Annotated in this window: 20 protein-coding genes; 2 read left to right on the plus strand and 18 right to left on the minus strand. The window is 68.2% G+C overall.

All coding sequences use genetic code 11. The annotated features are described in order from the left end of the window. Window positions 1–16: 16 nt before the first annotated feature. Window positions 17–1441, plus strand: a complete 1425-nt coding sequence (gene glnA / locus DYE07_RS03335; RefSeq protein ID WP_115296338.1) for a type I glutamate--ammonia ligase — start codon at window positions 17–19, stop codon at window positions 1439–1441. Between the two features lie 250 nt (window positions 1442–1691). Beyond that, a complete protein-coding gene (locus tag DYE07_RS03340; protein WP_040014932.1) occupies window positions 1692–2159 on the plus strand; it encodes an SRPBCC family protein in 468 nt (155 codons plus the stop codon). Window positions 2160–2324: 165 nt separating this feature from the next. Here DYE07_RS03340 and DYE07_RS03345 read toward each other — a convergent pair whose 3' ends face one another. The 18 genes from DYE07_RS03345 to DYE07_RS03430 form a co-directional block, all read right to left on the minus strand. Then, the gene (locus DYE07_RS03345; protein ID WP_006946554.1) at window positions 2325–4472 is read right to left on the minus strand and encodes a S9 family peptidase; all 2148 of its coding nucleotides are present in this window, start codon (window positions 4470–4472) and stop codon (window positions 2325–2327) included. 29 nt (window positions 4473–4501) lie between these two features. After that, on the minus strand, window positions 4502–8050 hold the full coding sequence (gene dnaE / locus DYE07_RS03350) for a DNA polymerase III subunit alpha (RefSeq protein ID WP_115296339.1): 3549 nt from the start codon (window positions 8048–8050) through the stop codon (window positions 4502–4504). Between the two features lie 102 nt (window positions 8051–8152). After that, on the minus strand, window positions 8153–9082 hold the full coding sequence (locus DYE07_RS03355; RefSeq protein ID WP_006946614.1) for an RluA family pseudouridine synthase: 930 nt from the start codon (window positions 9080–9082) through the stop codon (window positions 8153–8155). Next, entirely contained in the window at window positions 9079–9657 is a 579-nt protein-coding gene (gene lspA / locus DYE07_RS03360) for a signal peptidase II (RefSeq protein ID WP_370447738.1), read from the minus strand. Before lspA ends, DYE07_RS03355 begins: the two co-directional genes overlap by 4 nt. Continuing rightward, window positions 9654–10070, minus strand: coding sequence for a TraR/DksA family transcriptional regulator (locus tag DYE07_RS03365; RefSeq protein WP_040014933.1), 417 nt, complete (start codon window positions 10068–10070; stop codon window positions 9654–9656). Before DYE07_RS03365 ends, lspA begins: the two co-directional genes overlap by 4 nt. A 213-nt stretch (window positions 10071–10283) precedes the next feature. Further along, on the minus strand, window positions 10284–11411 hold the full coding sequence (locus tag DYE07_RS03370) for a DivIVA domain-containing protein (RefSeq protein ID WP_006946610.1): 1128 nt from the start codon (window positions 11409–11411) through the stop codon (window positions 10284–10286). A 93-nt stretch (window positions 11412–11504) separates the two neighbouring features. Continuing rightward, entirely contained in the window at window positions 11505–11783 is a 279-nt protein-coding gene (locus tag DYE07_RS03375; RefSeq protein WP_006946604.1) for a YggT family protein, read from the minus strand. Window positions 11784–11884: 101 nt separating this feature from the next. Next, the gene (locus DYE07_RS03380) at window positions 11885–12385 is read right to left on the minus strand and encodes a cell division protein SepF (protein ID WP_006946575.1); all 501 of its coding nucleotides are present in this window, start codon (window positions 12383–12385) and stop codon (window positions 11885–11887) included. Window positions 12386–12458: 73 nt separating this feature from the next. Further along, window positions 12459–13238, minus strand: a complete 780-nt coding sequence (locus DYE07_RS03385; RefSeq protein WP_170957184.1) for a YggS family pyridoxal phosphate-dependent enzyme — start codon at window positions 13236–13238, stop codon at window positions 12459–12461. Next, on the minus strand, window positions 13235–13978 hold the full coding sequence (gene pgeF / locus DYE07_RS03390; RefSeq protein WP_006946611.1) for a peptidoglycan editing factor PgeF: 744 nt from the start codon (window positions 13976–13978) through the stop codon (window positions 13235–13237). Before pgeF ends, DYE07_RS03385 begins: the two co-directional genes overlap by 4 nt. Before the next feature lie 15 nt (window positions 13979–13993). Continuing rightward, complete coding sequence (gene ftsZ / locus DYE07_RS03395; RefSeq protein ID WP_006946559.1) at window positions 13994–15316, minus strand: cell division protein FtsZ; 1323 nt, start codon at window positions 15314–15316, stop codon at window positions 13994–13996. Between the two features lie 223 nt (window positions 15317–15539). Next, complete coding sequence (murC, locus tag DYE07_RS03400; protein ID WP_074041037.1) at window positions 15540–16991, minus strand: UDP-N-acetylmuramate--L-alanine ligase; 1452 nt, start codon at window positions 16989–16991, stop codon at window positions 15540–15542. Beyond that, window positions 16988–18088 carry an undecaprenyldiphospho-muramoylpentapeptide beta-N-acetylglucosaminyltransferase gene (gene murG, locus DYE07_RS03405; protein WP_006946518.1) on the minus strand — a complete coding sequence of 367 codons (1101 nt, stop codon included), beginning with the start codon at window positions 18086–18088 and terminating at the stop codon, window positions 16988–16990. Before murG ends, murC begins: the two co-directional genes overlap by 4 nt. A gap of 5 nt (window positions 18089–18093) precedes the next feature. Continuing rightward, entirely contained in the window at window positions 18094–19347 is a 1254-nt protein-coding gene (gene ftsW, locus DYE07_RS03410; protein WP_006946534.1) for a putative lipid II flippase FtsW, read from the minus strand. Beyond that, window positions 19344–20849 carry a UDP-N-acetylmuramoyl-L-alanine--D-glutamate ligase gene (gene murD, locus DYE07_RS03415; RefSeq protein ID WP_115296341.1) on the minus strand — a complete coding sequence of 502 codons (1506 nt, stop codon included), beginning with the start codon at window positions 20847–20849 and terminating at the stop codon, window positions 19344–19346. The genes ftsW and murD overlap by 4 nt, the downstream gene beginning before the upstream one ends. Beyond that, on the minus strand, window positions 20846–21937 hold the full coding sequence (mraY, locus tag DYE07_RS03420; RefSeq protein ID WP_115296342.1) for a phospho-N-acetylmuramoyl-pentapeptide-transferase: 1092 nt from the start codon (window positions 21935–21937) through the stop codon (window positions 20846–20848). Before mraY ends, murD begins: the two co-directional genes overlap by 4 nt. Further along, window positions 21934–23346, minus strand: a complete 1413-nt coding sequence (locus DYE07_RS03425) for a UDP-N-acetylmuramoyl-tripeptide--D-alanyl-D-alanine ligase (RefSeq protein ID WP_115296343.1) — start codon at window positions 23344–23346, stop codon at window positions 21934–21936. Before DYE07_RS03425 ends, mraY begins: the two co-directional genes overlap by 4 nt. Continuing rightward, window positions 23343–25082, minus strand: coding sequence for a peptidoglycan D,D-transpeptidase FtsI family protein (locus DYE07_RS03430; RefSeq protein ID WP_237723950.1), 1740 nt, complete (start codon window positions 25080–25082; stop codon window positions 23343–23345). Before DYE07_RS03430 ends, DYE07_RS03425 begins: the two co-directional genes overlap by 4 nt. Window positions 25083–25377: the final 295 nt, after the last annotated feature.

A 25377-nucleotide genomic window follows, 5' to 3' on the forward strand; every position in this document is an offset into this window, starting at 1 on the left:
CCAGTCAGGAGGATCCATGTTCAAGACCGCTGAAGAGGTCGTGAAGTTCATCGAGGATGCGGACGTCAAATTCGTCGACATCCGCTTCTGCGACCTGCCGGGCGTCATGCAGCACTTCAACATCCCGGCCGAGAGCTTCGACGCTGAGGCGATCGAGACCGGCCAGATGTTCGACGGCTCGTCCATTCGCGGTTTCCAGGCCATCCACGAGTCCGACATGAAGCTCATCCCGGACCTGCAGACGGCCTACCTGGACCCGTTCCGTGAGTACAAGACGCTCATCATCAACTTCTCGATCGTCGACCCGTTCACGGGCGAGCAGTACTCGCGCGACCCGCGCAACATCGCGGCGAAGGCCGAGGCGTACCTGAAGTCGACGGGGATCGCCGACACGGCGTTCTTCGGCGCCGAGGCCGAGTTCTACGTCTTCGACGACGTGCGTTTCGAGACGAAGCAGAACGCCGGCTACTACTACATCGATTCGATCGAGGCGGCCTGGAACACGGGCCGCGTCGAAGAGGGCGGCAACCTGGGGTACAAGACCCGGTACAAGGGAGGTTACTTCCCCGTCCCGCCCGTCGACCACTTCGCCGACCTGCGCGACGAGATGGTGCTGAAGCTGCACGAGGTCGGCCTCGAGGTCGAGCGCAGCCACCACGAGGTCGGCACGGCCGGTCAGATGGAGATCAACTACAAGTTCAACACCCTGCTGCAGTCGGGTGATGACGTCATGAAGTTCAAGTACGTCATCAAGAACGTCGCGTTCCAGAACGGACGCTCGGCGACGTTCATGCCGAAGCCGTTGTTCGGCGACAACGGTTCGGGTATGCACACGCACCAGTCGTTGTGGAAGGACGGCGAGCCGCTGTTCTACGACGAGCGTGGTTACGGTGGCCTGTCGGACATCGCTCGCTGGTACATCGGTGGTCTGCTCAAGCACGCGCCGTCGCTGCTCGCGTTCACGAACCCGACGGTCAACTCCTACCACCGTCTCGTACCGGGTTACGAGGCGCCGGTGAACCTCGTGTACTCCGCGCGCAACCGTTCCGCGTGCGTGCGTATCCCGATCACGGGCACATCGCCGAAGGCGAAGCGTGTCGAGTTCCGTGTCCCGGACCCGTCGGCGAACCCGTACCTGTGCTTCGCGGCGCAGCTGATGGCGGGCCTCGACGGCATCAAGAACCGCATCGAGCCGCCGGAGCCGGTCGACAAGGACCTGTACGAGCTGCCGCCCGAGGAGCACGAGGCCATTCAGCAGGTTCCGGGTTCGCTCGGTGACGTGCTCGACGCGCTCGAGGCCGACCACGAGTATCTGCTCGAGGGTGACGTGTTCACGGAGGACCTCATCGAGACGTGGATCGAGTACAAGCGTCTGAACGAGATCGACCCGATTCGTTTCCGTCCGCACCCGCACGAGTTCGAGATGTACTACGACATCTGAGCCTGGGAGGCAAAGGCCGAGCGGGTTCAGATGTCGGAGAAAAAATGGTCATCTGAACCACCTTTGCATCTGGAGGCGAAGGTTGAGGGCCCGAGGCGGGCAGCGAGCGTGAGCGAGCTGCCCCCCCGGGCCCTCTGTCGTGGCCGAGCGGGTTCAGATGCCGGAGAAAAAATGGTCATCTGAACCGATCTTCAACGCCAGCCCCGCCGTAGCCGAGGAGGATGACCAACGGCCAGCTACGGTGGGCGTCATGGCTGACAACCTCGAATCTGAGATCTTCATCGCTGCTCCCCCGGAGCAGGTGTGGCCGCTCGTCAGTGACCTGCGGCGGATGCCGCAGTGGTCACCGCAGTGTCGCAAGGTGATTGCGCGGGGCCCGATCCGCCGTGGCACGTTCATGCTCAACGTCAATCGTGACGGCAATCTGTGGTGGCCGACGCGTGCCAAGGTGACTGATTTTCACGACCTGCAGCGCGTCGCTTTCCGGGTGCTCGACAACGGCACGACGTGGAGCTTCACGCTCACGCCGCAGGACGGCGGCACCGTGCTGACGCAGCGACGTGACGTGCCGCCGAGCGGTACGTCGAAGGTGTCGGCGCTGCTCGTCGACAAGGTGCTCGGCGGTGAGGACCACTTCGAGGCCAACCTCGTCGCCGGCATGAACACGACGCATCCGCGCATCCGTGCAGCCGTCGAGGCGCGCTCAGCTCAGGAGTGATAGCCGACGGCTTGGCGCAGCGGGCCCGTCCTCGACCTGAGCCGGCGCGACTCGCGTCGTGCCCAAGAGATGCAGCCCCCGTTCTTGCGCCCAAGTGCACCCGGGTGCACTTGGGCGCAAGAACGGGGTTCACTTCCCCAGGGTGCCGATTTCTCAGGGCGTGAGTCAGACGTTGGCGGACGCTGGGTGCACGATCTCGGACGCGTCGAGACGGTCGAGAATCCACGCGGTCTCGAACGCCGCTTCCTTCCACGCCTCGTACCGCCCGCTGACGCCGCCGTGGCCCGCGACCATCTCGGTCTTGAGCAGAATCGGTCGCTCGTTCTGGTCACTCGTGACGGTGCGGCGCAGCATCTGCACCCACTTCGCGGGTTCGACGTAGAACACACGCGTGTCGTTGAGGCTCGTCGTCGCGAGCACCGACGGGTAGTCGACGTCGCGGACGTTCTCGTACGGCGTGTAACTCTTCATGTACGCGTACACGTCCGGGTCGGCGAGCGGGTTGCCCCACTCCTCCCACTCCCCCTGCGTCAGCGGCAGCGACGGGTCGAGCGTCGTCGTCAACGCGTCGACGAACGGCACCTGCGCGTGCACGGCGCAGAACAGCTCAGGCGCCTCGTTGATCGCCGCGCCGATGAGGAGGCCGCCAGCCGAACCACCCTCGGCCGCAAGGCGATCGGGGGCCGCCCACCCCGTCTCGACGAGGTGACGCCCCGCCGCGACGAAGTCGGTGAATGTGTTCTTCTTGTGCTCGAGCCGCCCGTCGAGATACCAGGATCGGCCCATCTCACCGCCACCGCGCACGTGCGCGATGGCGAACACGACGCCGCGCTGCAGCAGGCTGAGCCGCAGGACGGAGAAATACGGGTCGATCGACGACTCGTACGAGCCGTACCCGTACAGCAGCACGGGGTTCGTCCCGTCGGGCGTGACGTCGCGGTGCGCCACGAGCGAGACCGGCACCTGGGCGCCGTCGGGAGCCGTCACCCACAGACGGTGCTGCTGGTAGTCGGCCGGGTCGTGGCCGCCCAGCACCTCGCGACGCTTGAGCAGCGTCACCTCGTCCGTCGTCGTGTCCCAGTCGTAGATGGCGCGCGGCTCGATGAACGACTCTGTTGCGACCATGAGCGTCGTCGCCTCGTACGTCGGGTTCGCCCCGACACCGACGACGGTGAGCTCCCCCGCGAACGGCAGCTCGCGCGCCGCCCCGAAACCGTCGCCCTCCTTGGGCAGGAGCCGCACGGTCGGCAGGCCGCCGGCGCGCAGCCCGACGAGCATGAAGTCGCGGTAGGCGGAGACCCCGAGGATGCGCTCGCCCTCGGCGCCCACGAGCAACGGCTGCCAGTTGTCGACGCCGGGGTCGGCGAGCGGCGCCACGGCCACGTCGAAGTCGACGCGGTCACGGTTGTGCACGATGTAGAGCCGGTCCCCGTCGATCTCGATGTCGTAGTCGAGCCCCTCGGTGCGCGGCTGCACGACGCGCCAGCCGGCGGCCTCGTCGTGCAGATCCATGAGGTGGAACTCGGAGGTGTTCTTCGACCCCATCGACAGGATGAGCCACCGATCGTCATGCGTGCCGCCGATGCCGAGCCAGAAGGCCGCGTCGTCCTCCTGGTAGAGCAGCACGTCCTCGCTCGGGTCGGTGCCGACGACGTGACGCCACACCTGGTGCGGGCGCCACGACTCGTCGACGCGCGTGTAGAAGTACGCATCCCCCGCAGCCGACCACACGAGGCCGTACCCGACGTCGGTGACGCTCTCCTCGATCGTCTCGCCCGTGGCGATGTCGCGCACCGTGACGGCGTAGCGCTCGTCACCCGCGAAGTCCATGAGCGCGGCGAGCCGGTTCTGGTCGGGCGTCAGCGCGAGTGCGCCGACCGAGTAGAACTCCTTGCCCTCGGCCTCGACGTTGCCGTCGAGCAGCACCTGCTCCCCCGCGAGCGCCTCCCCCGGCCGCGGCGTCGGACGGGCCTCACCGTCACGGTACGGTGCGCGGCAGCTGATGCCGTACTGCTTTCCCTCGAGGGTGCGCGTGTAGTACCACCAGTCCTTGTCGCGCACCGGGATCGACAGATCGGTCTCCTTCGTGCGCGACTTGATCTCGTCGAAGAGACGCTCGCGCAGCGGCTCCTGCGCCGCGAGCACGGCGTCGGTGTAGGCGTTCTCCGCGTTCAGATGCGCGATGACGTCGGGGTTGCTCTTGTCGCGCAGCCACTCGTAGTCGTCGACGAAGACGTCCCCGTGGTGGGTGCGCTGCGTCGGCACGCGACGAGCGATCGGCGGCATCGGCTGAGTCGCCGTGGTGTCGGTCATGGGTGTTCCTTCCGAACGGTCGTCGTGCGTCAGCCGAGGCACGAGGGGCCCAGGAGGGCCTTGAGGTCACCGAACAGCGCGGGCGTCGCGTTGACGCGCAGGCTGTCGTCGAGCTTGACGGTGAGGGTGCGCCCCGGCCGCGAGAGCTTGAGGTGCACCTCGGTGATGCCGGGGTGCTCCCCCAGCACCTCCTTGAGCCGCTCGGCCAACCCCTGCGTCGCCCGCGCGTACGGCAGGTGCAGCAGCACCGGGCCGCGTGGGCCGTCCGTCAGCTCGGGCAGCGTCAGCTCCATCGCGTTGAGCGCGACAGACTCGTCACGACGGTTGACGCGCCCCTTGACGGCGCACACGACGTCCTGGCTCAGCATCGTCGAAACCGTCGCGTACGTCGAGGGGAAGAACAGGCACTCGATCGCGCCGTCCATGTCCTCGACGGTCGCGATGGCCCACAGATCGCCCTTCTTCGTGCGCTTGATCTGCAGGCCCGTGATGAGCCCGGCGATCGTCACCGTCGCGCCGTCTGGCAGCGCGTCCTCGGCGAGCAGGCGCGCGACCGATGTGTCGGAGAACTGCGCGAGCGCCGCCTCGATGCCGAACAGCGGGTGGTCGGAGACGTACAGGCCGAGCATCTCGCGCTCGAACGCGAGCTTCGTCTGCTTGTCCCACTCGATCGGCGGAATCTGCGGTAGCGCGGCGAACTCGATGCCCGGCGCGTCGTCACCGAAACCGGCGAACAGCGAATCCTGCCCGTGCTCCTCCTTGCGCTTCTCGTCGATGAGCGCATCGACGTACGACTCATGGATCTGCACGAGCCCCTGACGCTGGTGGCCGAGGTCGTCGAACGCGCCCGCCTTGACGAGTGACTCGACCGTGCGCTTGTTGAGCACCGTCGCGGGGCACTTGCGCAGGAAGTCCTCGAACGAGGTGAAGCGGCCCTTCTCCTCACGTGCCGCGATGATCGCCGCGACGACGTTGGAACCGACGTTGCGGATCGCCTCGAGCCCGAAACGGATGTCCTCGCCGACGGCCGCGAAGTTGCCGATCGACTCGTTGACGTCAGGCGGCAGCACCTTGATGCCCATGTGGCGGCACTCGTTGAGGTACAGCGCCGACTTGTCCTTGTCGTCACGCACCGAGGTGAGCAGCGCCGCCATGTACTCGGCCGGGTAGTTCGCCTTGAGATAGCCCGTCCAGTACGACACGAGCCCGTACGCCGCGGTGTGCGCCTTGTTGAACGCGTAGTCGGAGAACGGCAACAGGATGCTCCACAGCGTCTGCACCGACTCCTTCGAGAAGCCGTTGTCGAGCATGCCCTTCTCGAAGTTGACGTACTCGGCGTCGAGCACCTCCTTCTTCTTCTTGCCCATCGCGCGCCGCAGCAGGTCGGCGTTGCCGAGGGTGTACCCGGCGAGCTTCTGCGCGATCTCCATGACCTGCTCCTGATAGATGATCAGGCCGTACGTCATGTTGAGGATCGGCTCGAGCGCCTCGGTCAGCTCGGGGTGGATGTAGTCGATCTGCTGCTTGCCGTTCTTGCGCAGCGCGAAGTTGGTGTGCGCGTTGGCGCCCATCGGGCCGGGACGGTACAGCGCGAGAGCGGCGGAGATGTCCTCGAAGTTGTCGGGCTGCATGAGACGCAGTAGCTGGCGCATGCCGCCGCCGTCGAGCTGGAACACGCCGAGCGTGTCACCTCGCGCGAGCAGGTCGTACGTCTTAGCGTCCGTCATGTCCTTGCTCAGCGCGTCGAGGTCGATGTCCTCGTCACGGTTGGCCTTGATGTTCTTGAGCGCGTCGTCGAGGATCGTCAGGTTGCGCAGGCCGAGGAAGTCCATCTTGACGAGGCCGAGCGTCTCGCAGCTCGGGTAGTCGAACTGCGTGATGACGGCGCCGTCCTGCAGGCGACGCATGATCGGGATGACGTCGATGAGCGGTTCGCTCGACATGATGACGCCGGCCGCGTGCACGCCCCACTGACGTTTCAGCCCCTCGAGGCCGACGCCCGCGTCGAAGATGTTCTTGAACGTCGGGTCGGAGGCGATGAGCTCACGGAACTCGCCGCCCTCGGCGTAGCGCGGGTGGCTCTCGTCGTACATCTTCGCCAGCGGAACGCCCTTGCCCATGACGTCGGCCGGCATCGCCTTCGTCATCTGCTCGCCGATGGCGAACGGGAAGTCCATGACGCGCGAGGCGTCCTTGACGGCCTGCTTCGCCTTGATCGTGCCGTACGTGACGATGTACGACACGCGATCCTCGCCGTACTTGTCGACGACGTACCGGATGACCTCCGAGCGCCGACGCTCGTCGAAGTCGACGTCGAAGTCGGGCATCGACTGACGTTCGGGGTTGAGGAAGCGCTCGAAGATCAGACCATGCGGGACGGGGTCGAGGTCGGTGATGCCCATCGCGTACGCGCACATCGAACCGGCACCCGAACCACGCCCCGGCCCGACGCGGATGCCGTTGCGCTTCGCCCAGTTGATGAAGTCGGCGACGACGAGGAAGTAGCCCGGGTAGCCCTTGCCGATGATGACGTCCTGCTCGTACTTCGCCTGCTTCACGGCGTAGTCCGGCACACCCTCGGGGAAGCGACGGCGCAGCCCCGTCTCGACCTCCTTGATGAACCAGGACGTCTCGTCCTCACCCTCGGGGCAGGGGAAGCGCGGCATGTAGCGCCCTTCGCCCTCGGTGAAGGACACCTCGCACTGCTCGGCGATGAGCAGGCTGTTGTCGCACGCGTCCGGGTGGTCGCGGAAGAGGTGGCGCATCTCGTCGGCCGACTTGAGGTAGAACTCGTGGCTGCCGAACTTGAAGCGGTTGGGGTCGGTCAGGCGCGAACCCGAGTTGATGCACAGCAGCGCATCGTGGTGGACCGCGTCCTCCTTGTTCGTGTAATGCAGGTCGTTCGTCGCGAGCAGCGGCAGGTTGAGGTCCTTCGCCAGCTTGAGCAGGTCACTGCGCACGCGCCGCTCGATGTCGACGTCGAGGTCGTGCTCCATCAGCTCGCAGTAGAAGTTGCCGTCACCGAAGATGTCGCGGAACTCCGCCGCGGCCTCGCGCGCCTTGTCGTACTGCCCCAGACGAAGGCGCGTCTGGATCTCCCCCGATGGGCACCCCGTCGTGCCGATGATGCCCGTGCCGTACGCGTTGAGCAGCTCTCGGTCGAGTCGCGGATACTTCGAGTACACCTGGTCGAGCGAGGCCTGCGAGCCCATGCGGAAGAGGTTGTGCATGCCCTCGTTGTTCTTCGCGAGCAGCGTCATGTGCGTGTAGAGACCCCGGTTGGAGACGTCGTCGGCCTCCTGGCCGCGCTCGCCCCACGTCGTGCGCGTCTTGTCGGTGCGGTGCGTGCCCGGCGTCATGTACGCCTCGAGGCCGATGATCGGCTTCACGTCATACTTGCGCGACTTCGACCAGAACTCGTAGGCACCGAACAGGTACCCGTGGTCGGTGGTCGCGATCGCGGGCATGCCGAACTCCTGCGCACGCGCGAACATGTCATCGATACGGGCTGCACCGTCGAGCATCGAGTACTCGGTGTGGTTGTGCAGATGGACGAAGCTCTTCGACTGACTGGACATCGCCCAGAAGTCTACGACCGGCCACCGACAACCCCGCCGGATGCGCGACGCCCGGCTCCCGGGGCGAGCGGGGAGCCGGGCGGAACGTCGCGGAATTCCGCGTCAGGCGCTGATGCGATCGAGCGCGCGCTGCAGGTCGGCCGGGTACGGCGAGGTGAACGTCACACGTTCGCCGCTACCGGGGTGGTCGAATCCGAGCTCGACGGCGTGCAGCCACTGACGCTCCAGCCCGAGCTTCTTCGCGAGCGTCGGGTCGGAGCCGTACAGCGGGTCGCCGACGCACGGATGATGCATCGCTGAGACGTGGACACGGATCTGGTGGGTGCGCCCCGTCTCGAGATGGATCTCGAGCAGCGACGCCGACCGGAACGCCTCGAGCAGTTCGTAGTGCGTTACCGACGCGCGGCCGGAATCCATGACGGCGAACTTGTAGTCGTGGTTGGGATGGCGCCCGATCGGCGCGTCGATCGTGCCCTCGATCGGGTCGGGCAGGCCCTGCACGAGCGCGTGATACGTCTTGTCGACCGTGCGGTCACGGAATGCCTGCTTGAGCAGGGTGTACGCACGCTCGCTCTTGGCGACGACCATGAGACCGCTCGTGCCGACGTCGAGGCGCTGCACGATGCCCTGACGCTCCGGTGCGCCCGAGGTGGAGATGCGGTACCCCGCAGCGGCGAGGCCGCCGACGACATCCGGGCCGTCCCAGCCGACGCTCGGGTGCGCGGCGACGCCGGCCGGCTTGTCGACGACGACGATCTCGGTGTCGTCGTGCACGATGTTCATGCCGGGCACGGGTTCGACGCGGGGCGTCGCCTCACGCGGCCCGGTACGCTCCGGCATCGCGACCTCGAGCCACGCGCCGGCGCTCACGCGCTCGGACTTCGCGACCCGCTTGCCGTCGACGCTGACAGCGCCCTCGGCCGCGAGTTCGGCGGCGCGGGTGCGGGAGAAACCCAGCAGGCGGGCGATGGCCGCGTCGACGCGCTCCCCCTCGAGCCCTTCGGGGACAAACAACGACTTGACCTCGCTCATCGCTGAGCCTCCTCGGTGGTGGGCGACGTGCCATCATCTGCGCCGTCGTGGGCGCCCTCGCGCGTTCCGTCGAGACCGATGCCGCGGAAGGTCAGCAACACGACGAGGGCCGCGGCGACGCAGATCGCCGAATCGGCCAGGTTGAAGATCGGCCAGTGCGGCAGCTCGAAAAAGTCCACGACGTGGCCACGCCCCCCACCCGGCTCACGAAAGAACCTGTCGATCAGATTGCCAACGGCTCCTCCGATGATCAGCCCGAAGGCGAGGGCCCACGGGAGGCTACGCAGCTTGCGCGCGGTCACGGCGAGCACGACGACCACGACCACCGCGATCGCGGTGATGAAGAGCGTCGAATTCGTGCCGAGGCTGAACGCGGCGCCGGGGTTGTACGTCAACCGCAGCCGCAGGAACGAGCCGAGCAGATCACGCGGGCGGCCGTCACTCAGGGCGTCCTGCGCCCATTGCTTGCTGGCCTGGTCGGCCGCGATGACGCCGAGCGCCGCCACGGCGACGAGCGCGAGAGGGCGCCCCGAGACGCGGGACGGGGGGACGGTGGGTGTGGCGCCCGAGTTCAGCGGCGCTCCTGCTTCTTCTTGCATGTCATGCATAGGGTCGCACGAGGGAAGGCCTGGAGTCGAAGTTTGCCGATCGGGCCGCCGCACGATTCGCATACGCCGTACGTGCCGTCGTCCATCCGCCCGAGGGCGCGTTCGCTCTGACGCAGCACCTCCGCGGACTTGCGGGCCAACGAGATCTCGTGCTCGCGCTCGAAGTTCGCGTTGCCGACGTCGGCCTGGTCGTCGCCCGCCCCGTCGCCCGGGTTGCGCAGCAGCCCCTCGAAGTCCGTGGCGAGTTCGTCGAGCTCGGCGCGCACGCGGGCCACGTCGGCCTCGAGCTCGGCCCGCACCTCGGCGAGTTCGGCGTCGCCCCACGGCTCCTCGGCGCCGCCGACGGCCAGGTCGCTCGCGGCGGTCTTCTGTGTCGCCATGGTGGTCACTCCAGTCTCCCAGCGGCGCCCGCTCGGCGCGCACGATGATGCGGATATTACGCAGAGGATAGGCCACATCAGGCGGGTCGAGGCGAACAACAGATGAAGTTTTACGTACCCGCTAGTAGGACCAGCAAAGGGACGCACGAAGCGGGCTCGTGGACGACAGATCGTGCACGAGCCCGCTTGGTGACGGCCATGAGGCCGCGGTCATCACGCTTTGGTGTCGGGCGTCTGCTGCTTCTCGTCGAGCTTGCGCAGCTGCTCGCTCAGGTAACCCTTGAGGTTCGAGCGGTAGTCGGTCTCGAAGCCCTTGAGCCGCTCGATCTCGGCTTGCAGCGCCGTGCGTCGCGTCTCGAGGTCGGACAGGATGCTCGTGCGACGCTGCTCGGCCTCGGTCACGAGCGCGGCCGACTTCTCGGTACCCGTGCGCACGAGCTTGTCGTGCTGGCTCTGCCCGCTCGAGACGAGTTCGTCGTGCTTGGCCTGAGCCTTCTTGACGAGGTCGTCGTGCTCGCTCTGGCCGCGCTTGACGAGGTCGTCGTAGGTCGACTGGCCTGTCGTCAGCAGTTCGTCGTGGCGCTGCTTGGCGCTCGACAGCAACTTCTCGCTCTTCGCGTTCGCCTCCGTGACCACCTTGTCGCGGTGCGCGGTGGCTTCGCCGACGAGACGATCACGCTCGGTCTCGCCGTCACGCACGTGCTGGTCGTGCAGACGCTGTGCGAGGGCGATGACGCCCGCCGCGTCGGTGCCGGCGTTGGTCTCGTTCGTGGCCGGCTGCGTCGACGTCGCCGAGGCGGCCTCGCGGGCCTGCTTCAGCTCGTTCTCCAGCTGCGTGATGCGCGCGTCGGCCTCGGCCAGCTTCGCCTGCGCGTTCTTGGCCTCCTCGCGGGCGCTCTGGAGGTCGCGACGGGCGCTCGTGGGGTCGGCGCTCGCCGCGTCCTGACCTGCGTCGGCAGCCTCGTTCGCCTTGGGGGCACGCGCCTTGTCGAGTTCGGTGCGCGACGTTTCCAGTTCCTTCTTGAGGCGCGCGATCTCCGCCTTGTCCTCGTCGCTCGAGCCACCCGCGGCTGGAGCCGCAGCGTTGTTCACCGGCGTGAGGGCCGGGACGGCCGTCGTCTTCGACTGGCCCGCCATCGTCGCGTCGCCGTCTCCGCCGTGGCTGCGGCGGCAGTCGTCGAGCTTGTCGCTCAGCGAGTCGTTCTCGGCGTTCAGCCGACGCAGCTCGACGACGATCTCGTCGAGGAAGTCGTCGACCTGGATCTCGTCATACCCGTTGCGCCCGAACCCCTTCGGCTTCGAGAACTCCTTCTTGACGACGTCTTCCGGCGTCAGCGCCATGTATTCACCTCAGTAACGCTCGAAGCCGAGGCGGGGCCTCGGCAAATCCGTTTCGTGCACGCCGATGCGGGCACGCTCAAAAATTTCCCGACTTCACCTTAGGAGATTAGCCGCGACTTGCACAGCCAGCGCCACGATCAGGAACGCCAGGTCGATGCCGACGCCGCCGAGGCGCAGGGGCGGAACGACGCGGCGCACCGCCTTGATCGGCGGGTCGGTGACGGTGTAGACCGCCTCCGCGACGACGAGCACGACGCCACGCGGCGTCCACTGCCGCGCGAACACCTGGATCCAGTCGAAGACGAGGCGCGCGATGAGCACGACGAAGAACACGTCGAGCACGGTCGCGAGCGCCGTTCTGACGCCGTTCATCGAGTCTCCTTCATCACCATGACGCCATCCTCCCACGCATGGGCGCGGCCGCCGTCATCCAGGGGACAACGGCGGCCGCGGCCCGAGCGCGAGGCGACGATTCAGCTCTGGTTGAACAGCCCGCGCGTCGCCTTGGCGACCTCGGGCCCGCTCGTGGAGACCTCGACGTTCTCGGGCGAGAGGAGGAAGACCTTGCTCGTCACGCGCTCGATAGAGCCGTGCAGACCGAAGACGAGACCGGCGGCGAAGTCGACGAGACGCTTGGCGTCCGTGTCGTCCATGTCGGACAGGTTCATGATGACGGGGACGTTGTCGCGAAAGGCCTCACCGATCTCCTTGGCCTCGTTGTACGTCCGAGGGTGGATGGTCGTGATGCGACTCATGGTCGAGGCCTCCGTGTCGGAAAAGTCGTGGTGGGTCACCTCGGGGCGCAGCGGCGTGACCTCGGCAGGGGCGCGACGTTCGTACGCGTCATAGTCGTCGTGACGCTCGTCGTCGTAGGCGACCTCGTACTCCTCGACGTACTGCTCGCTCGCGCGCGGCGCGTGCGTGTCCACGTCGGACAGTCCGAGGTATTCCATCGTCTTGCGCAGTGCGCTCATTCTTCCTGCTCCTGTGTCCGCCTGGCCCCTCGCGGAAAGGGCACCACATAGCTCGTCGGTGTCAGGCTCGAAGTTACCCGGCGAGCGGACGCGAACCGAGTATTGCGCTTCCGACACGCAGGTGTGTCGCGCCGATCTTCACCGCGTCCTCGAGATCGCCCGACATCCCCGCCGACAACGACGTGGCCTGCGGGAAGTTTGCGAGGAAATCTTGACGGACGTGCGCGAGACGCGAGAACGCGGCGGCCGGCTCCTCTCCGAGTGGCGCGACCGCCATGAGCCCGCACAACCGTAGGTGCGGCGCCTGCTCGACCGCCGCGGCCACCTCGTGCAGCTCGGTCTCCTGCGCGCCACCGCGCCCCGAACCGTCACGCTCGAGAGCGACCTGCACGAAGATGTCGAGGGGGTTCTCGCGATCCGCGGCGCCGGCGTCGAGCAGCGGCACGAGCTTGAGCCGGTCGAGCGACTGCACGACGTCCGCGTGCCGCGCGATGCGGCGCGCCTTCTTGCTCTGGATCTGGCCGATGAAGTGCCGACGCGGTGAGGCGATGAGATCCGGACGCTCGGCGCGCAGCGCATCGACCTTCTCGACGAGCTCCTGCTCGCGGTTCTCCCCCACGTCGCCCACCCCGAGGTCGGCGAGCGCGACGAGGTCGGTGACGGGGAAGAACTTCGTGACGACGACGAGCGTCGGGGCGTCGTCACGCCCGGCCGCGCTCGTGGCGGCGGCGATGCGGACGCGCACGCGCTCCAGGTTGGCCTGCAACTCGGCGCGACGCGCGGGCGAGGCGTCGAGACCACGGCGACTGGGGTCGGAATCGGCGGTGCGTGACGGCGTCGGAGGCTGCATCACGACACGGCCGCCTTGCGGACGATGAGCCCGGCGAAGCGACCCGTCGCGCCGTCGCGACGATACGAGTACAGGCGAGGCTCCTCACGCGTGCATCCCGGCACCCATTCGAGCGGGACACCGGCGTCCGCGAGCTGCGACGCGACGCCCGCCGCGACGTCGATCGCCGGCGTGCCCGTCCACGTGATGGCGGCGCTGGCCGGGTGGGCCTGACGCGCGGCGTCATGCATCTCGCGCGGCACCTCGTAGCAGCGCCCGCAGATCGACGGGCCCAGCACTGCGCTGATGTCGCGCGCTCCGAGGTGGCGCATCGCCTCGAGCGCCGCCGGCACGACGCCGGCGAGCATGCCGGGACGCCCGGCGTGCGCGACGCCGATGACGCCGGCCGCGTCATCACTCAGGAGAACCGGCGTGCAGTCGGCCACCATGACGCCGAGCGCGAGGCCGCTGTCACGGCTGACCATCGCGTCAGCGCTCGGTCCGGCCTGACCGGAGGCGACGTCGGCGAGGGTGACCTCCGCGACGCTCGCGCCGTGGACCTGATCCATCCAGGCGATGGGGACGCCACCCAGCTGCGCGGAGACCCGCTCCCTGTTCACGCGCACCGCACGCTCGTCGTCACCGACGTGCAGCCCGAGGTTCAACGCCGAGAACGGCGCCTCACTGACCCCGTCGAGGGAATCGGTGAAGCACCGTTCGAGCGAGCCGCTCGGCGACTCACGCCGGTCGTGCCAGAAGAACATCGACCGGGCTCCGGATCACTTGAGGAAGTCGGGGACGTCCAGGTCGTCACGATCCTCGAACGTGACCTCCTTGGGCGGACGCACGACCTCGGGGGCCTGCTGACCGCCCTGCTGCGACTGCCCTTGCTGCGCCTGGCCCTGCTGAGCGTCCTGGGCGTGCTGCTGCTCACCCTGACCCGGCTGGACGCGGGCCGGCGGCGCGGAGACGCGCGTCGGGCCGGCGGTCGTCCCGGGAACGGTGACGGGCTTGATCGTCGCCGGGGCGGCAGCCTGCGGCTGGTAGGACTGCTGCGCCTGCTGGGACGGCATCTGCGCGGACGTCTGCTGCTTCGCGGGACGCTGCTGAGCGCCACCCTGCTGAGCAGGACGCTCATCGTTGCGCTTCTGCGGCGCACCACCGTCGAAACCGGCGGCGATGACGGTGACGCGCACCTCGTCGCCCAGGGCGTCGTCGATGACGGCGCCGAAAATGATGTTGGCCTCGGGGTGCGCCGCCTCCTGCACGAGGCGAGCGGCCTCGTTGATCTCGAACAGACCGAGGTCGGAACCGCCCTGGACCGACAGCAGGACGCCGTGGGCGCCGTCGATGCTCGCCTCGAGCAGCGGGCTGGAGATAGCGAGTTCGGCGGCCTGCACCGCGCGGTCCTCGCCACGGGCCGAACCGATGCCCATGAGCGCCGAGCCGGCACCCTGCATGACGGACTTGACGTCGGCGAAGTCGAGGTTGATCAGACCTGGGGTCGTGATGAGGTCGGTGATGCCCTGGACACCGGACAGGAGCACCTGGTCGGCCGAGCGGAAGGCGTCGAGCATCGAGACGGCGCGGTCGCTGATCGACAGCAGCCGGTCGTTCGGGATGACGATGAGCGTGTCGACCTCTTCGCGCAGCGCGGAGATGCCGAGCTCGGCCTGGTTCGCGCGACGACGGCCCTCGAAGGTGAACGGGCGGGTCACGACACCGATCGTCAGAGCACCGAGGCCGCGGGCGATCTTCGCGACGACGGGCGCACCACCGGTGCCCGTGCCACCACCCTCACCGGCGGTGACGAACACCATGTCGGCGCCCTTGAGGACCTCTTCGATCTCCTCGGCGTGATCTTCCGCAGCCTGACGACCGACCTCGGGGTCGGCGCCGGCACCGAGACCGCGCGTCAGCTCACGGCCCACGTCGAGCTTGACGTCGGCGTCACTCATGAGCAGGGCCTGGGCGTCGGTGTTGATCGCGATGAACTCCACACCCTTGAGGCCGACCTCGATCATCCGGTTGATGGCGTTGACGCCACCGCCGCCGATACCGACGACCTTGATGACGGCCAGGTAGTTCTGGGGAGTTGCCACGAGAAGAGGCCTTTCGAAAGCGGGTGCGAGTATGCAGAGCCGATGCTACGCGACCGGATGCCCGGACGCGAACATCTCGACGTCAACTCGAACGTGACCCCGCCAGGCACGTGGCCCGCCGACCCGCGCACCACCGCACCCCCTCGGCGACCCGGGACCCCTGAGGCAACGGAAGACCCCCGGCATTCCGCAGAATCCCGGGGGGTCTTGGCCGCCGAAAAGATTAACCTTCGACTTCACCTTCACGCGTATTGAGACCAGTGAGGATGCGCGGGCCGAGGTGCGTGACATCGCCCGCGCCGACGGTCACGACGAGGTCGCCCGGGCGAGCCACGTCGAGCACGCGAGCGAGCGCGTCGTCGGCCGTGGGAGTGAACTCGCCGCGTCCGGACGTCATGCGATCGGTGATCAGCGCGCCGCTCACCCCGGCGACGGGCTGCTCGCGCGCGCCGTACACGTCGAGGACGAAGGCGTGGTCGGCGCCATCGAGCGCCGCGGCGAGACCGGTCGCCGCGTGCTGCGTACGCGAGTACAGGTGGGGCTGGAAGATGACGATGAGTTCGCCGTCGTCCTTGAGCCCGGCCGCCGTACGCACGAGGGCGTCGAGCTTGCCGGGGTTGTGGGCGTAGTCGTCGACGACGCGGACGCCGCCCGCCTCACCACGCGGCTCGAACCGACGCGAGGTGCCGCGGAAGGCCCCGAGCCCGCGCGCGACATCGGCCGGCGCGAGACCGAAACCGTGGACGAGGGCGGTGTAGACGCCCGCCGCGTTGAGCAGGTTGTGGGCACCCGGCACATGCAGCGCGACGTCGTGGACGGCGTCCCCGTCGCGGAGGCTCATGCGCCAGTCGAAGCCCTCCCCGCTCTCCGCGACGATACGCACGTCTGCGTCGGTGTCGCGCCCGTACGTCAAGACGCGCGCGCCCGCGGCGCGACGGCGCTGGGCCAGGGCCAGCGAGCCCTCGTCGTCAGCGCAGGCGACGAGCAGACCCTGCGGCGCGATCGTCGCCGCGAAGGTCTCGTAGGCACGAGCAAGGTTGGCCGACGTGCCGTAGAAGTCGAGGTGATCGTCCTTGATGTTCGTGACGATCGCGACCTGCGGGTGGTAGACGACGAACGAGCCGTCGCTCTCGTCGGCCTCGACGACGAAGATCTCGCCCTCGCCCGGTGCCGCGTTGACACCGAGCCCCGCGACGTTGGCGCCGATCGCGAACGACGGCTTCTCCCCCGCCGCGACGAGGGCGGCCGTCGCCATTCCGCTCGTCGTCGTCTTGCCGTTGGCGCCCGCGACGGCGAGCCCGCGACCCGCGCGCATGAGCATCGCGAGGCCCTGGCTGCGGTGCAGCACCGGCAGACCGCGCCGTCTGACCTCGACGAGTTCGGGGTTGGCCTCGTTGATGGCGCTTGAGATGAGGACGACGGCGCCGTCCGGCACGTCGGCAACGTTCGCGGCGTCGTACCCGAGCTCGATGCGTGCTCCCTGGGCACGAAGGTCGTCGAGTACCGGCAGGTCGACGTTGTCGGAGCCGCTCAGGGTGACGCCCGCGGCGAGGAACAACCGCGCGACGCCCGACATGCCTGAGCCGCCGACCGCGATCATGTGCACGTGTGGCACGTCCGCGAGAGCGGGCAGCGGCGCGGCGAAGTCGAACCGCTCGTTCACACCGTTGCTCATGCCCGGCCCCCGGTCGCTGCAGCGTCCTCGATGAGGTCGACGAGGCGTGCGGCGCCATCCGCGTGCCCGCGGCTGCCGGCTGCCGCACGCATGCGGGCCAGCTCGTCGGCGTCCGTCACGAGCGGGATGACGACGCGCTCTACCCACGTCGCGTCGACGTCGCCGTTGTCGACGAGCAATGCTCCCCCGGCCTCGACGACGTCCTTCGCGTTGAGTCGCTGCTCGCCGTTGCCGATGGGCAGCGGCACGTAGATCGCGGGGATCGCGAGCGTGGACAGTTCGCTCACCATGCCGGCGCCGCTTCGCGTGACGACGAGGTCGGCCACCGCGTAGGCGAGGTCCATGCGGTCGCAGTACTCCTCGACGACGTAGCGCGGCCCCGAGGCGGTGGCCGGGGCCTCGAACCCCTTGCCCCGCCCGGTGATGTGCAGGACCTGCACCCCGGCCTCACGCAGCGCCGGCGCGGCCGCGGCGAAGGCCTCGTTGAGACTCGCTGCACCGAGCGAGCCACCGGTGATGACGAGCGTCGGGCGTCCGGGTTCGAGACCGAAGTACGTCATCGCCTCGGCGCGCAGCATCGCGGGGCGAAGCTCTCGGATCTCGCGTCGCAGCGGCATCCCGACGACCTCGGCGCCCGCCAGCGGGGTGCCGGGGAACGTCGTCGCCGTGTGCGCGGCCCATCGCACGCCGAGCTTGTTCGCCAGCCCCGGCCGGGCGTTCTGCTCGTGGATGACGATGGGGATCCCAGCCTTGCGCGCCGCGAGGTAGACGGGCGTCGAGACATACCCGCCGAAGCCGACGACGACCTGCGGGCGGCGTTCGGCAACGAGTGCCTCCGCCTGGCGCAGCGCCCCCCGGAACGCGGCGGGAAACCTCAGCGCGGCGACGTTCGGCCGACGCGGGAAGGCGACCTTCGGCACGTAAGACAGCGTGAAACCGTGCTCGGGCACCAGTCGCTCCTCGATGCCGTCAGGGGAACCGACGACCGTGATGACGGCTTCGGTGTGGCGGTCGGTGATCTCCTGCACCGTCGCGAGCAACGGCAGGACGTGACCGGCCGTTCCTCCTCCGGCGAGCAGAACGCGTTCGAGCGTCATGTCAGTCAGCCTTTCCGTCGAGGGAGCACGGCGAGTGTGCGCGCCACGCGGCGCGGTTTGAGGGTGAGAGCTTCGGCGGCACCTGGTTCCTGCCTGGCGAAGGCCAACAGGATGCCGATGCCGAACAGTGTCATGACGAGCGCCGACCCGCCATAGGAGACCAGCGGGAGCGGCACACCGACGATCGGGAAGATGCCCAGGACCGAGCCGATGTTGACCACTGCCTGGAAACAGATCCACACCATGATGCCGGCACTCGCGACGCGGACGAACATGTCACGCGTCTGCGCGATGAGCCGGTAGCACGCGTAGGCGAGCACGACGTACAACGCGAGCACCGTGAGGGCACCCGGCAGACCGAGCTCTTCGCCGATGATGGCAAAGATGAAGTCGTTGTGAGCCTCCGGCAACCACTGCCACTTCTCACGCGAGGCGCCCGGCCCGAGGCCCCACACTCCGCCCCCGGCGAGAGCGTACATGCCGTGCACCTTCTGGTAGCACCCGTCGAGATCGACGTTGTCGCACCCACCGAGCCAGGCCTGGATGCGCGAGGTCCGGTTACCACTCGTCCAGATCGCGATGGGCAACGTGACGAGGGCGAGGGCCGCCAGCCAACCGAACAACGCCTTGCGCGCGCCGGCACACCACAACATGCCGAGGTAGATGACCGAGACGACCATCGTCGTCCCGAGATCCTTGCCGAGCATGATCAGCCCGATGAGCAGGACGACATAGGGCACGGTAGGCAGGATCGAGCGACGGGGGTCGTGCAGGTGGGCCTGTCGGTTGGACAGGACGAGCGCCACCATGAGGATCAGCGCCACCTTGCCGATCTCGGACGGCTGGATCTGCAGCCCGCCCACTCGGATCCAGTTGCGGTTGCCGAGTACCTCCACACCGATCCCGGGCACCATGACGAGCACCTGCAGGAAGAGTGCGGCGAGCATGAGAGGAAAGGCCATCACCTTGAACACCCGGATCGGCAGACGACTCGTCACGGTAGCCACGATGACACCGACCACGGCGAATACCGCCTGCTTCGTGAAGTCCGAATACGGCGACTGCGTATCCATGTACGACGTCACGCTCGAGGCGGACAACACCATGACGAGTCCGAGTCCGACGAGCATGCCCGCCGAGCCGAGGATCAGGTAATACGTGGCCAGCGGCGACTCGAGCCACTTCAGGCGTCCTCTGAGCTGACGCGAGGCCCCCTGCACCGCAGGCGAATCCCGCCATGACAGGCGCGTCGCCGTCATGCCCCGGATCCGCTGAGTGCCGCGACCGCGTCGGCGAACGCGTCACCGCGCGCGCCGTAGGAGGCGTACATGTCGAGACTCGCCGCTGCCGGTGCGAGCAGCACGGTGTCGCCGCGCTGGGCGGCTGCATTTGCCGCCGCGACGGCCTCACGCATCGCCTCGTCGGCATCGCTCGTCTCGATGACGGTGACGGGCACCTGCGGCGCGTGGGCCGCGAGAGCGTCGGCGATGATGCCCCGGTCACGACCGAGCAGCACCACGGCGCGCAGCCGCGAGGCGTTCGCGCGCACGAGATCATCGACCTCGGCGCCCTTGAGCAATCCGCCGGCGATCCAGACGACGGGGTCGAACGCCTGCAGCGACGCCTGGGCCGCGGGCGGGTTCGTCGCCTTCGAGTCGTCGACCCAGCGCACGCCGCCGACCTCGGCGACGCTCGCCATCCGGTGCGGCTGGGGCGTGTAGTCGACCAGGCCCTGACGGACCGCGGCGAGCGTCACGCCGTAGCTGCGGGCGAGCGCGGCCGCGGCGAGCGCGTCGGCGACGTAGTGCGGTGCGGAAGCGTTCGGGCCGAGGTCACTCAGGATGGCGAGTTCGGCTGCGCTGGTGCGTCGTTCGGCGATGAAGGCACGGTCGGCGAGGACGTCGTCGACGATGCCGACCATCGACGGCCCCGGCGTGCCGAGCGTGAACCCGATCGCGCGACAGCCGTCGACGACCTCGGCGTCCTCGACCATCGCCTCGGTCGCGGGATCGTCGACGTTGTAGACGCACGCGACCTGGGTGCGCTCGTACACCCGCCCCTTCTGACGCTTGTACTCCTCGTAGGAGCCATGCCAGTCGATGTGGTCGGGGGCGACGTTGAGGCAGCAGGACGCGTACGGCGACACCGTGCGCGACCAGTGCAGCTGGAACGACGACAGCTCGACCGCGATGACGTCGTACGGCTGCGGGTGCAGTACTGCCTCGAGCAGCGGCATGCCAACATTGCCGGCGGCCACCGCGCGCAGCCCCTGCGCCTTGAGCATCGACTCGAGCATCGTGACGGCCGTCGTCTTGCCGTTGGTCCCGGTGATCGTCAGCCACGGCGCACCGCCCTCGCGCGGGCGCATGCGCCACGCGAGCTCGACCTCACCCCAGACGGGGATGCCGCGCGACATGGCGTCCTGCATGATCGGCGCGCTCGGCGCCACGCCCGGCGAGGTGACGATGAGATGCGTACCCTCCGGCGCCGCGTCCATGTGCTCGGCGCCGAACGCGACGTCGGCGCCGAGGACGTCGAGGATCTGCGCGCGTTCGGCCATGACGTCGCTGTGGTCGCGCGAGACGACGCGCACGCGGGCGCCGCGCTCGAGGAGCGCGTCGGCGGCCGCGAACCCGGACACGCCGAGCCCGATGACGAGCACCGACAACCCGGACCAGTCGGCGTCGCGGTGCGTGAGGTCACGCTCCCCCGCGAACGGTTCGTACGAAGGGTCGAGGGCCCACAGGTCGTGCTGGCTCACTGGCTGACGTTCCATTCCGCGTAGAAGATGCCCAGACCGAACGCGACGCACAGCCCCGCGATGATCCAGAACCTGATGACGACGGTGATCTCGTTCCAACCCACCATCTCGAAGTGGTGGTGCAGCGGCGCCATCCGGAAGATGCGCTTGCGTCGGGCCTTGAACGAGCCGACCTGGAGGATGACCGAGAGCGTCTCGATGACGAACAGCCCGGCGAGGATGACGACGAGGAACTCGGTGCGCGTCGTGATGGCGAGGCCCGCGAGCGCGCCGCCGAGGGCGAGCGAACCGGTGTCACCCATGAAGATCTTGGCCGGCGTCGCGTTCCACCACAGGAAGCCGAAGCAGGCACCCATGAGCGCCGCGGCGACGACGGCGAGGTCGTGAGGGTCGCGCACGTCATAGCACTTGGCGGCGTGCGTCATCATCTCCGAGTACTGGCAGTTCTGGTTGAACTGCCAGATCGAGATGAGCACGTACGCGCCGAACACCATGACGCACGCGCCGGTGGCGAGCCCGTCGAGACCGTCGGTGAGGTTGACGCCGTTCGAGGTACCCGCGATGAGCAGGTTCGCCCAGATGACGAACAGCAGCAGGCTGACGACGGTGCCGCCGACCGCGAGCGACAGGCTCGAGTCGCGCACGAACGAGATGGCGTAGCTCGCGGGTGTGAGGCCGTTGGAGTTCTCGAACTGCAGTGCGAGCACTGCGAAGATGACGGCGACGAGCGTCTGCCCCCCGAGCTTCTGCAGTGACGTCAGCCCGAGCGATCGCTGCTTCGTGATCTTGATGGCGTCGTCGGCGAACCCGACGAGCCCCAGCCCCGCCATGAGGAACATGACGAGTAGGCCGCTCGCGCTCATCGGCGTCATCGTGAACAGGTGGGCGCAGCCGTACGCGAGCAGGCTCGCCACGATGATGACGGCGCCACCCATCGTCGGCGTGCCGCGCTTGGTGTGGTGCGTCGTGGGGCCGTCGTCGCGGATGAACTGCCCGTATCCCTTGCGCACCAGGAACTTGATGAACATGGGGGTGCCGAACAGAGCGGCGATCAGCGACACGATGGCCGCGATGAGCACGCCCTTCATGAGGTCACCTCCGTGACAGGAAATGCGGGTGTACCGGATTCTTCGACCAACCTATCCCCCAGCATGCGAAGACCCGAGTCACGACTCGACTTGAACAGCACGACATCCCCCGGTGCGATCTGCTCGACGAGCACGTCGTGTGCCGCGTCGATGTCGTCGACGGTGGTGACGGCGTCCGCCGTCATGCCCGCCGTGCGCGCCCCCTGCGCGATGGCCTGCGCGCCCGCGCCGACGACGACGAGGCGGTCGATGCCCAGTTCGGCGGCGAGCTGCCCGACGGCGGTGTGCTCGTCATGCGAGGCCTCGCCCAGTTCGCGCATCTCACCGAGCGCGGCGATGCTGCGGCGTGAGGTACCCATGTGGGCGAGGGCTCGCAGCGCGGCACGCATCGAGTCGGGGTTGGCGTTGTACGCGTCGTTGACGAGCGTCACGCCGCCGCCGACCTCGCTGACCTCCATGCGCCAGCGCGACGCGGCCCCGGCTCCGGCGACGGCCTCGACGACGTCGCCGAGCGCGAGTCCGAGGCTGGTCGCGGCGGCGATGACGCTGAGCGAGTTGCCGACCTGGTGCTCGCCGACGAGGGCGAGACGCACGTCTGCCTCCCCGAGGGGGCAGGTGAGGTGATAGCTCGGGCGACCGTCCTCGTCGATGCTCACGTCGGTGGCACGGTAGTCGGCGTCCTCGCCGAGCCCCACGAGGATGACCTTTGCCTGCGTGCGGCTCGCCATCGCGCGCACCCGCGAGTCGTCGACGTTGAGGATCGCGACGCCGTCCTGCGGCAGCGCCTCCACGAGCTCACCCTTCGTCCGGGCGATTGCCTCGACGGAGCCGAACTCGCCCATGTGCGCCTGTCCGACGTTGAGTACGATGCCGATGCTCGGCGGCGCGATCTTCGTCAGGTACGCGATGTGCCCCACCCCCGAGGCGCCCATCTCGGCGACGAGGTAGCGCGTCGCCTCGTCGATGCGGCAGACCGTCAGCGGGACCCCGACCTCGCTGTTGAGCGAGCCGTAGGGGGCGATCGTCGGCGCGAACCGCGCGAGCACCGCACCGAGCAGATCCTTCGTCGACGTCTTGCCCGACGAGCCGGTGATGCCCACGATCTGCAGGTTGGGTGCACGGTCGACGACGGCGCGCGCCACCTCGGCGAAGGCCAGTTCGACGTCGTCGACGACGACGCACGAAGCACCGTCGACCGCTCGCTCGCCGAGAACTCCGGCAGCGCCGACCGCCAGCGCGGCCGGGACGAAGTCGTGCCCGTCCGCGTGCTCACCGACGCGCGCGACGTAGAGCGAGCCGGCGGCGCACTCGCGCGAGTCGGTGACGACGGGACCGGTGATGCGAGCGTCGGGGCCGACCAGGCGTCCCCCGGTGACGGTCGCGATCTCCTCGAGTGATAGTTCGATCACTGGGACGACGACTCCTTCGAACGGTATTCGATCGGATAGGGCAACTTGTCGCTCTTGTTCGGGGGAATCTTACGGTTATGCAGGGCGTACCCCATGACCTTGGAGAACACGGGCGCGGCGAGGTCGCCACCGAAGGTGCCCGCCTGCGGCTTCTGCAGCGTCACCGACACGATGAGCTGCGGATCCTTCGCGGGCGCCATGCCGATGAAACCCGCCGTCACGCCGTCGTACGTCTTCTTCTGCGCGTCGTAGCGCTGGGCCGTCGAGGTCTTGCCGGCGACGTCGTACCCGTCGACGGCCGCGAGCGGCGCCGAGCCCTCCTTCGACACGACGCCCTGCATCATGCCGATGAGCTCGCGCGAGGTCTTCTCACTGAACACGCGCGTCGGCGTGCGATCGTCCTGCGGCGCCTTCATCGTCCCGTCGGCGTCCTGCACCTTCGACACGAGGCTGAGCGGCGAGCGCACCCCACCGTTGGCGATGGTCTGGAACAGCGCCGTCTGCTGCACCGCAGAACTCGCGAGGCCCTGACCGAACATCACGGTGTACCACGTGTCCCCCACCCAGTTCTTGACGGGCGGGACGATGCCCGCGGACTCGCCGGGAAAGCCGATTCCGGTCGTCTTGCCGAGCCCGAACTTCATCATGTACGAGTACAACGTCTCCTTGGGCATCTTCTCGCCCGCGAGGATCGTGCCCATGTTCGACGATTGTGCGATGACACCGGCGAGGGTCAGGTACTCGACGCCGTGGGGGTGCGAATCCTGGAACGGGCGCCCGGCGCGCTCCAACTTGGCGGGCACCTCGACGTGCGTCGTGGGCCTCGCGAGGCCTTCCTCGAGGAGCGCGCCCGCCGTCACCATCTTCTGTGTCGAACCGGGTTCGAAGGTGTCGGTGAACGCACGGTTCTGCAAGGCGTCGGACGCGGCCGAACTCATGTCGTTGTTGTCGAAGCTCGGGTAGCTCGCGGTCGCGAGAAGGTGCCCCGCCTTGTCGGCGACGACGATCTCGCCCGACTGCGACTTCGTCTTCTTGACGGCCGCGACGAGTTCGTTCTGCGCGTACCACTGGATGTCGTTGTCGACGGTGAGCTGCACGGCCCGGCCGCTGACGGGCTGCTGGTCGAGGTTGTCCCCCGTCGCGATCGGCTCGCCGTTGCGAGCGCGCTCGATCTGGTGGATGCCGTCCTTGCCGCGCAGCTGCGCGTCGAGCATCTGCTCCACCCCGCCGCCAGGCACGCCGGCCGAGTTCACCCAGCCGACGAGCGGGGCGACGGAGGTGCGCTGCGGGTATTCACGCTTCTGACGCAGTTCCGAGGAGATGCCGGGCAGCTCCAGCGCCTTGAGCTGGCTCCACTGCGCCGGCGTGATGTCCTTCGCGAGGTACACGAAGCGGCTCTTTCGCTTGCTCGCCTCGTCGAGCTTGCTCGCGTAGTCGCTCGCGTCGCCGCCGAGCACCTGGGCGAGTTGTGCGCCCACGCCGTCGATGCCCTTGGGCGACCTCTTCGAGTTCTTGCGGTACTGCGAGGCCGCAACAGGGTCTCCCGCGATGTCGCGGCGTTCGACGCTGCGGGCGAGGACCGCACCGTTCTCGTCGGTGATGGTGCCGCGCGCGGCCGGCACGTTGGTGCGCGTGAGCCGCTGCGTCAGCGCCTGCTGGGACAGCTCGTCCGCGTTCCACCACTGCACGCTGAACAGTTCGTAGGCGAAGATCGCGAACACGAGCGTGAATGCCATGAGCATGAGTCGCGAACGTCGGCGCGGGTGCCCGACGGCCGCGAGACGTGCCCGGGCGGGTTCGTTCCAGCGCACCGGGCGGCCCTGGCCGTCGCTGTTCTGACGAACGCCTCGCGCACCACCACCCGCAGCCGGCCGTTCGCGAGGCCGATCCTGACCCTGGGGTCGTCCCTGTCGCCGGTTCTGCGCCGGAACCCGACCGCGAGATCCAGGACGCTGGGAGCCGTCGGGACGGGGGCGGCGAGGCTGGCCGGGCTGAGAGCGCCGGGGTCGATCCACGTCAGCTCTCCTCGTC

The sequence above is a fragment of the Dermacoccus nishinomiyaensis genome (genome assembly GCF_900447535.1).
GTDB lineage: Bacteria > Actinomycetota > Actinomycetes > Actinomycetales > Dermatophilaceae > Dermacoccus > Dermacoccus nishinomiyaensis.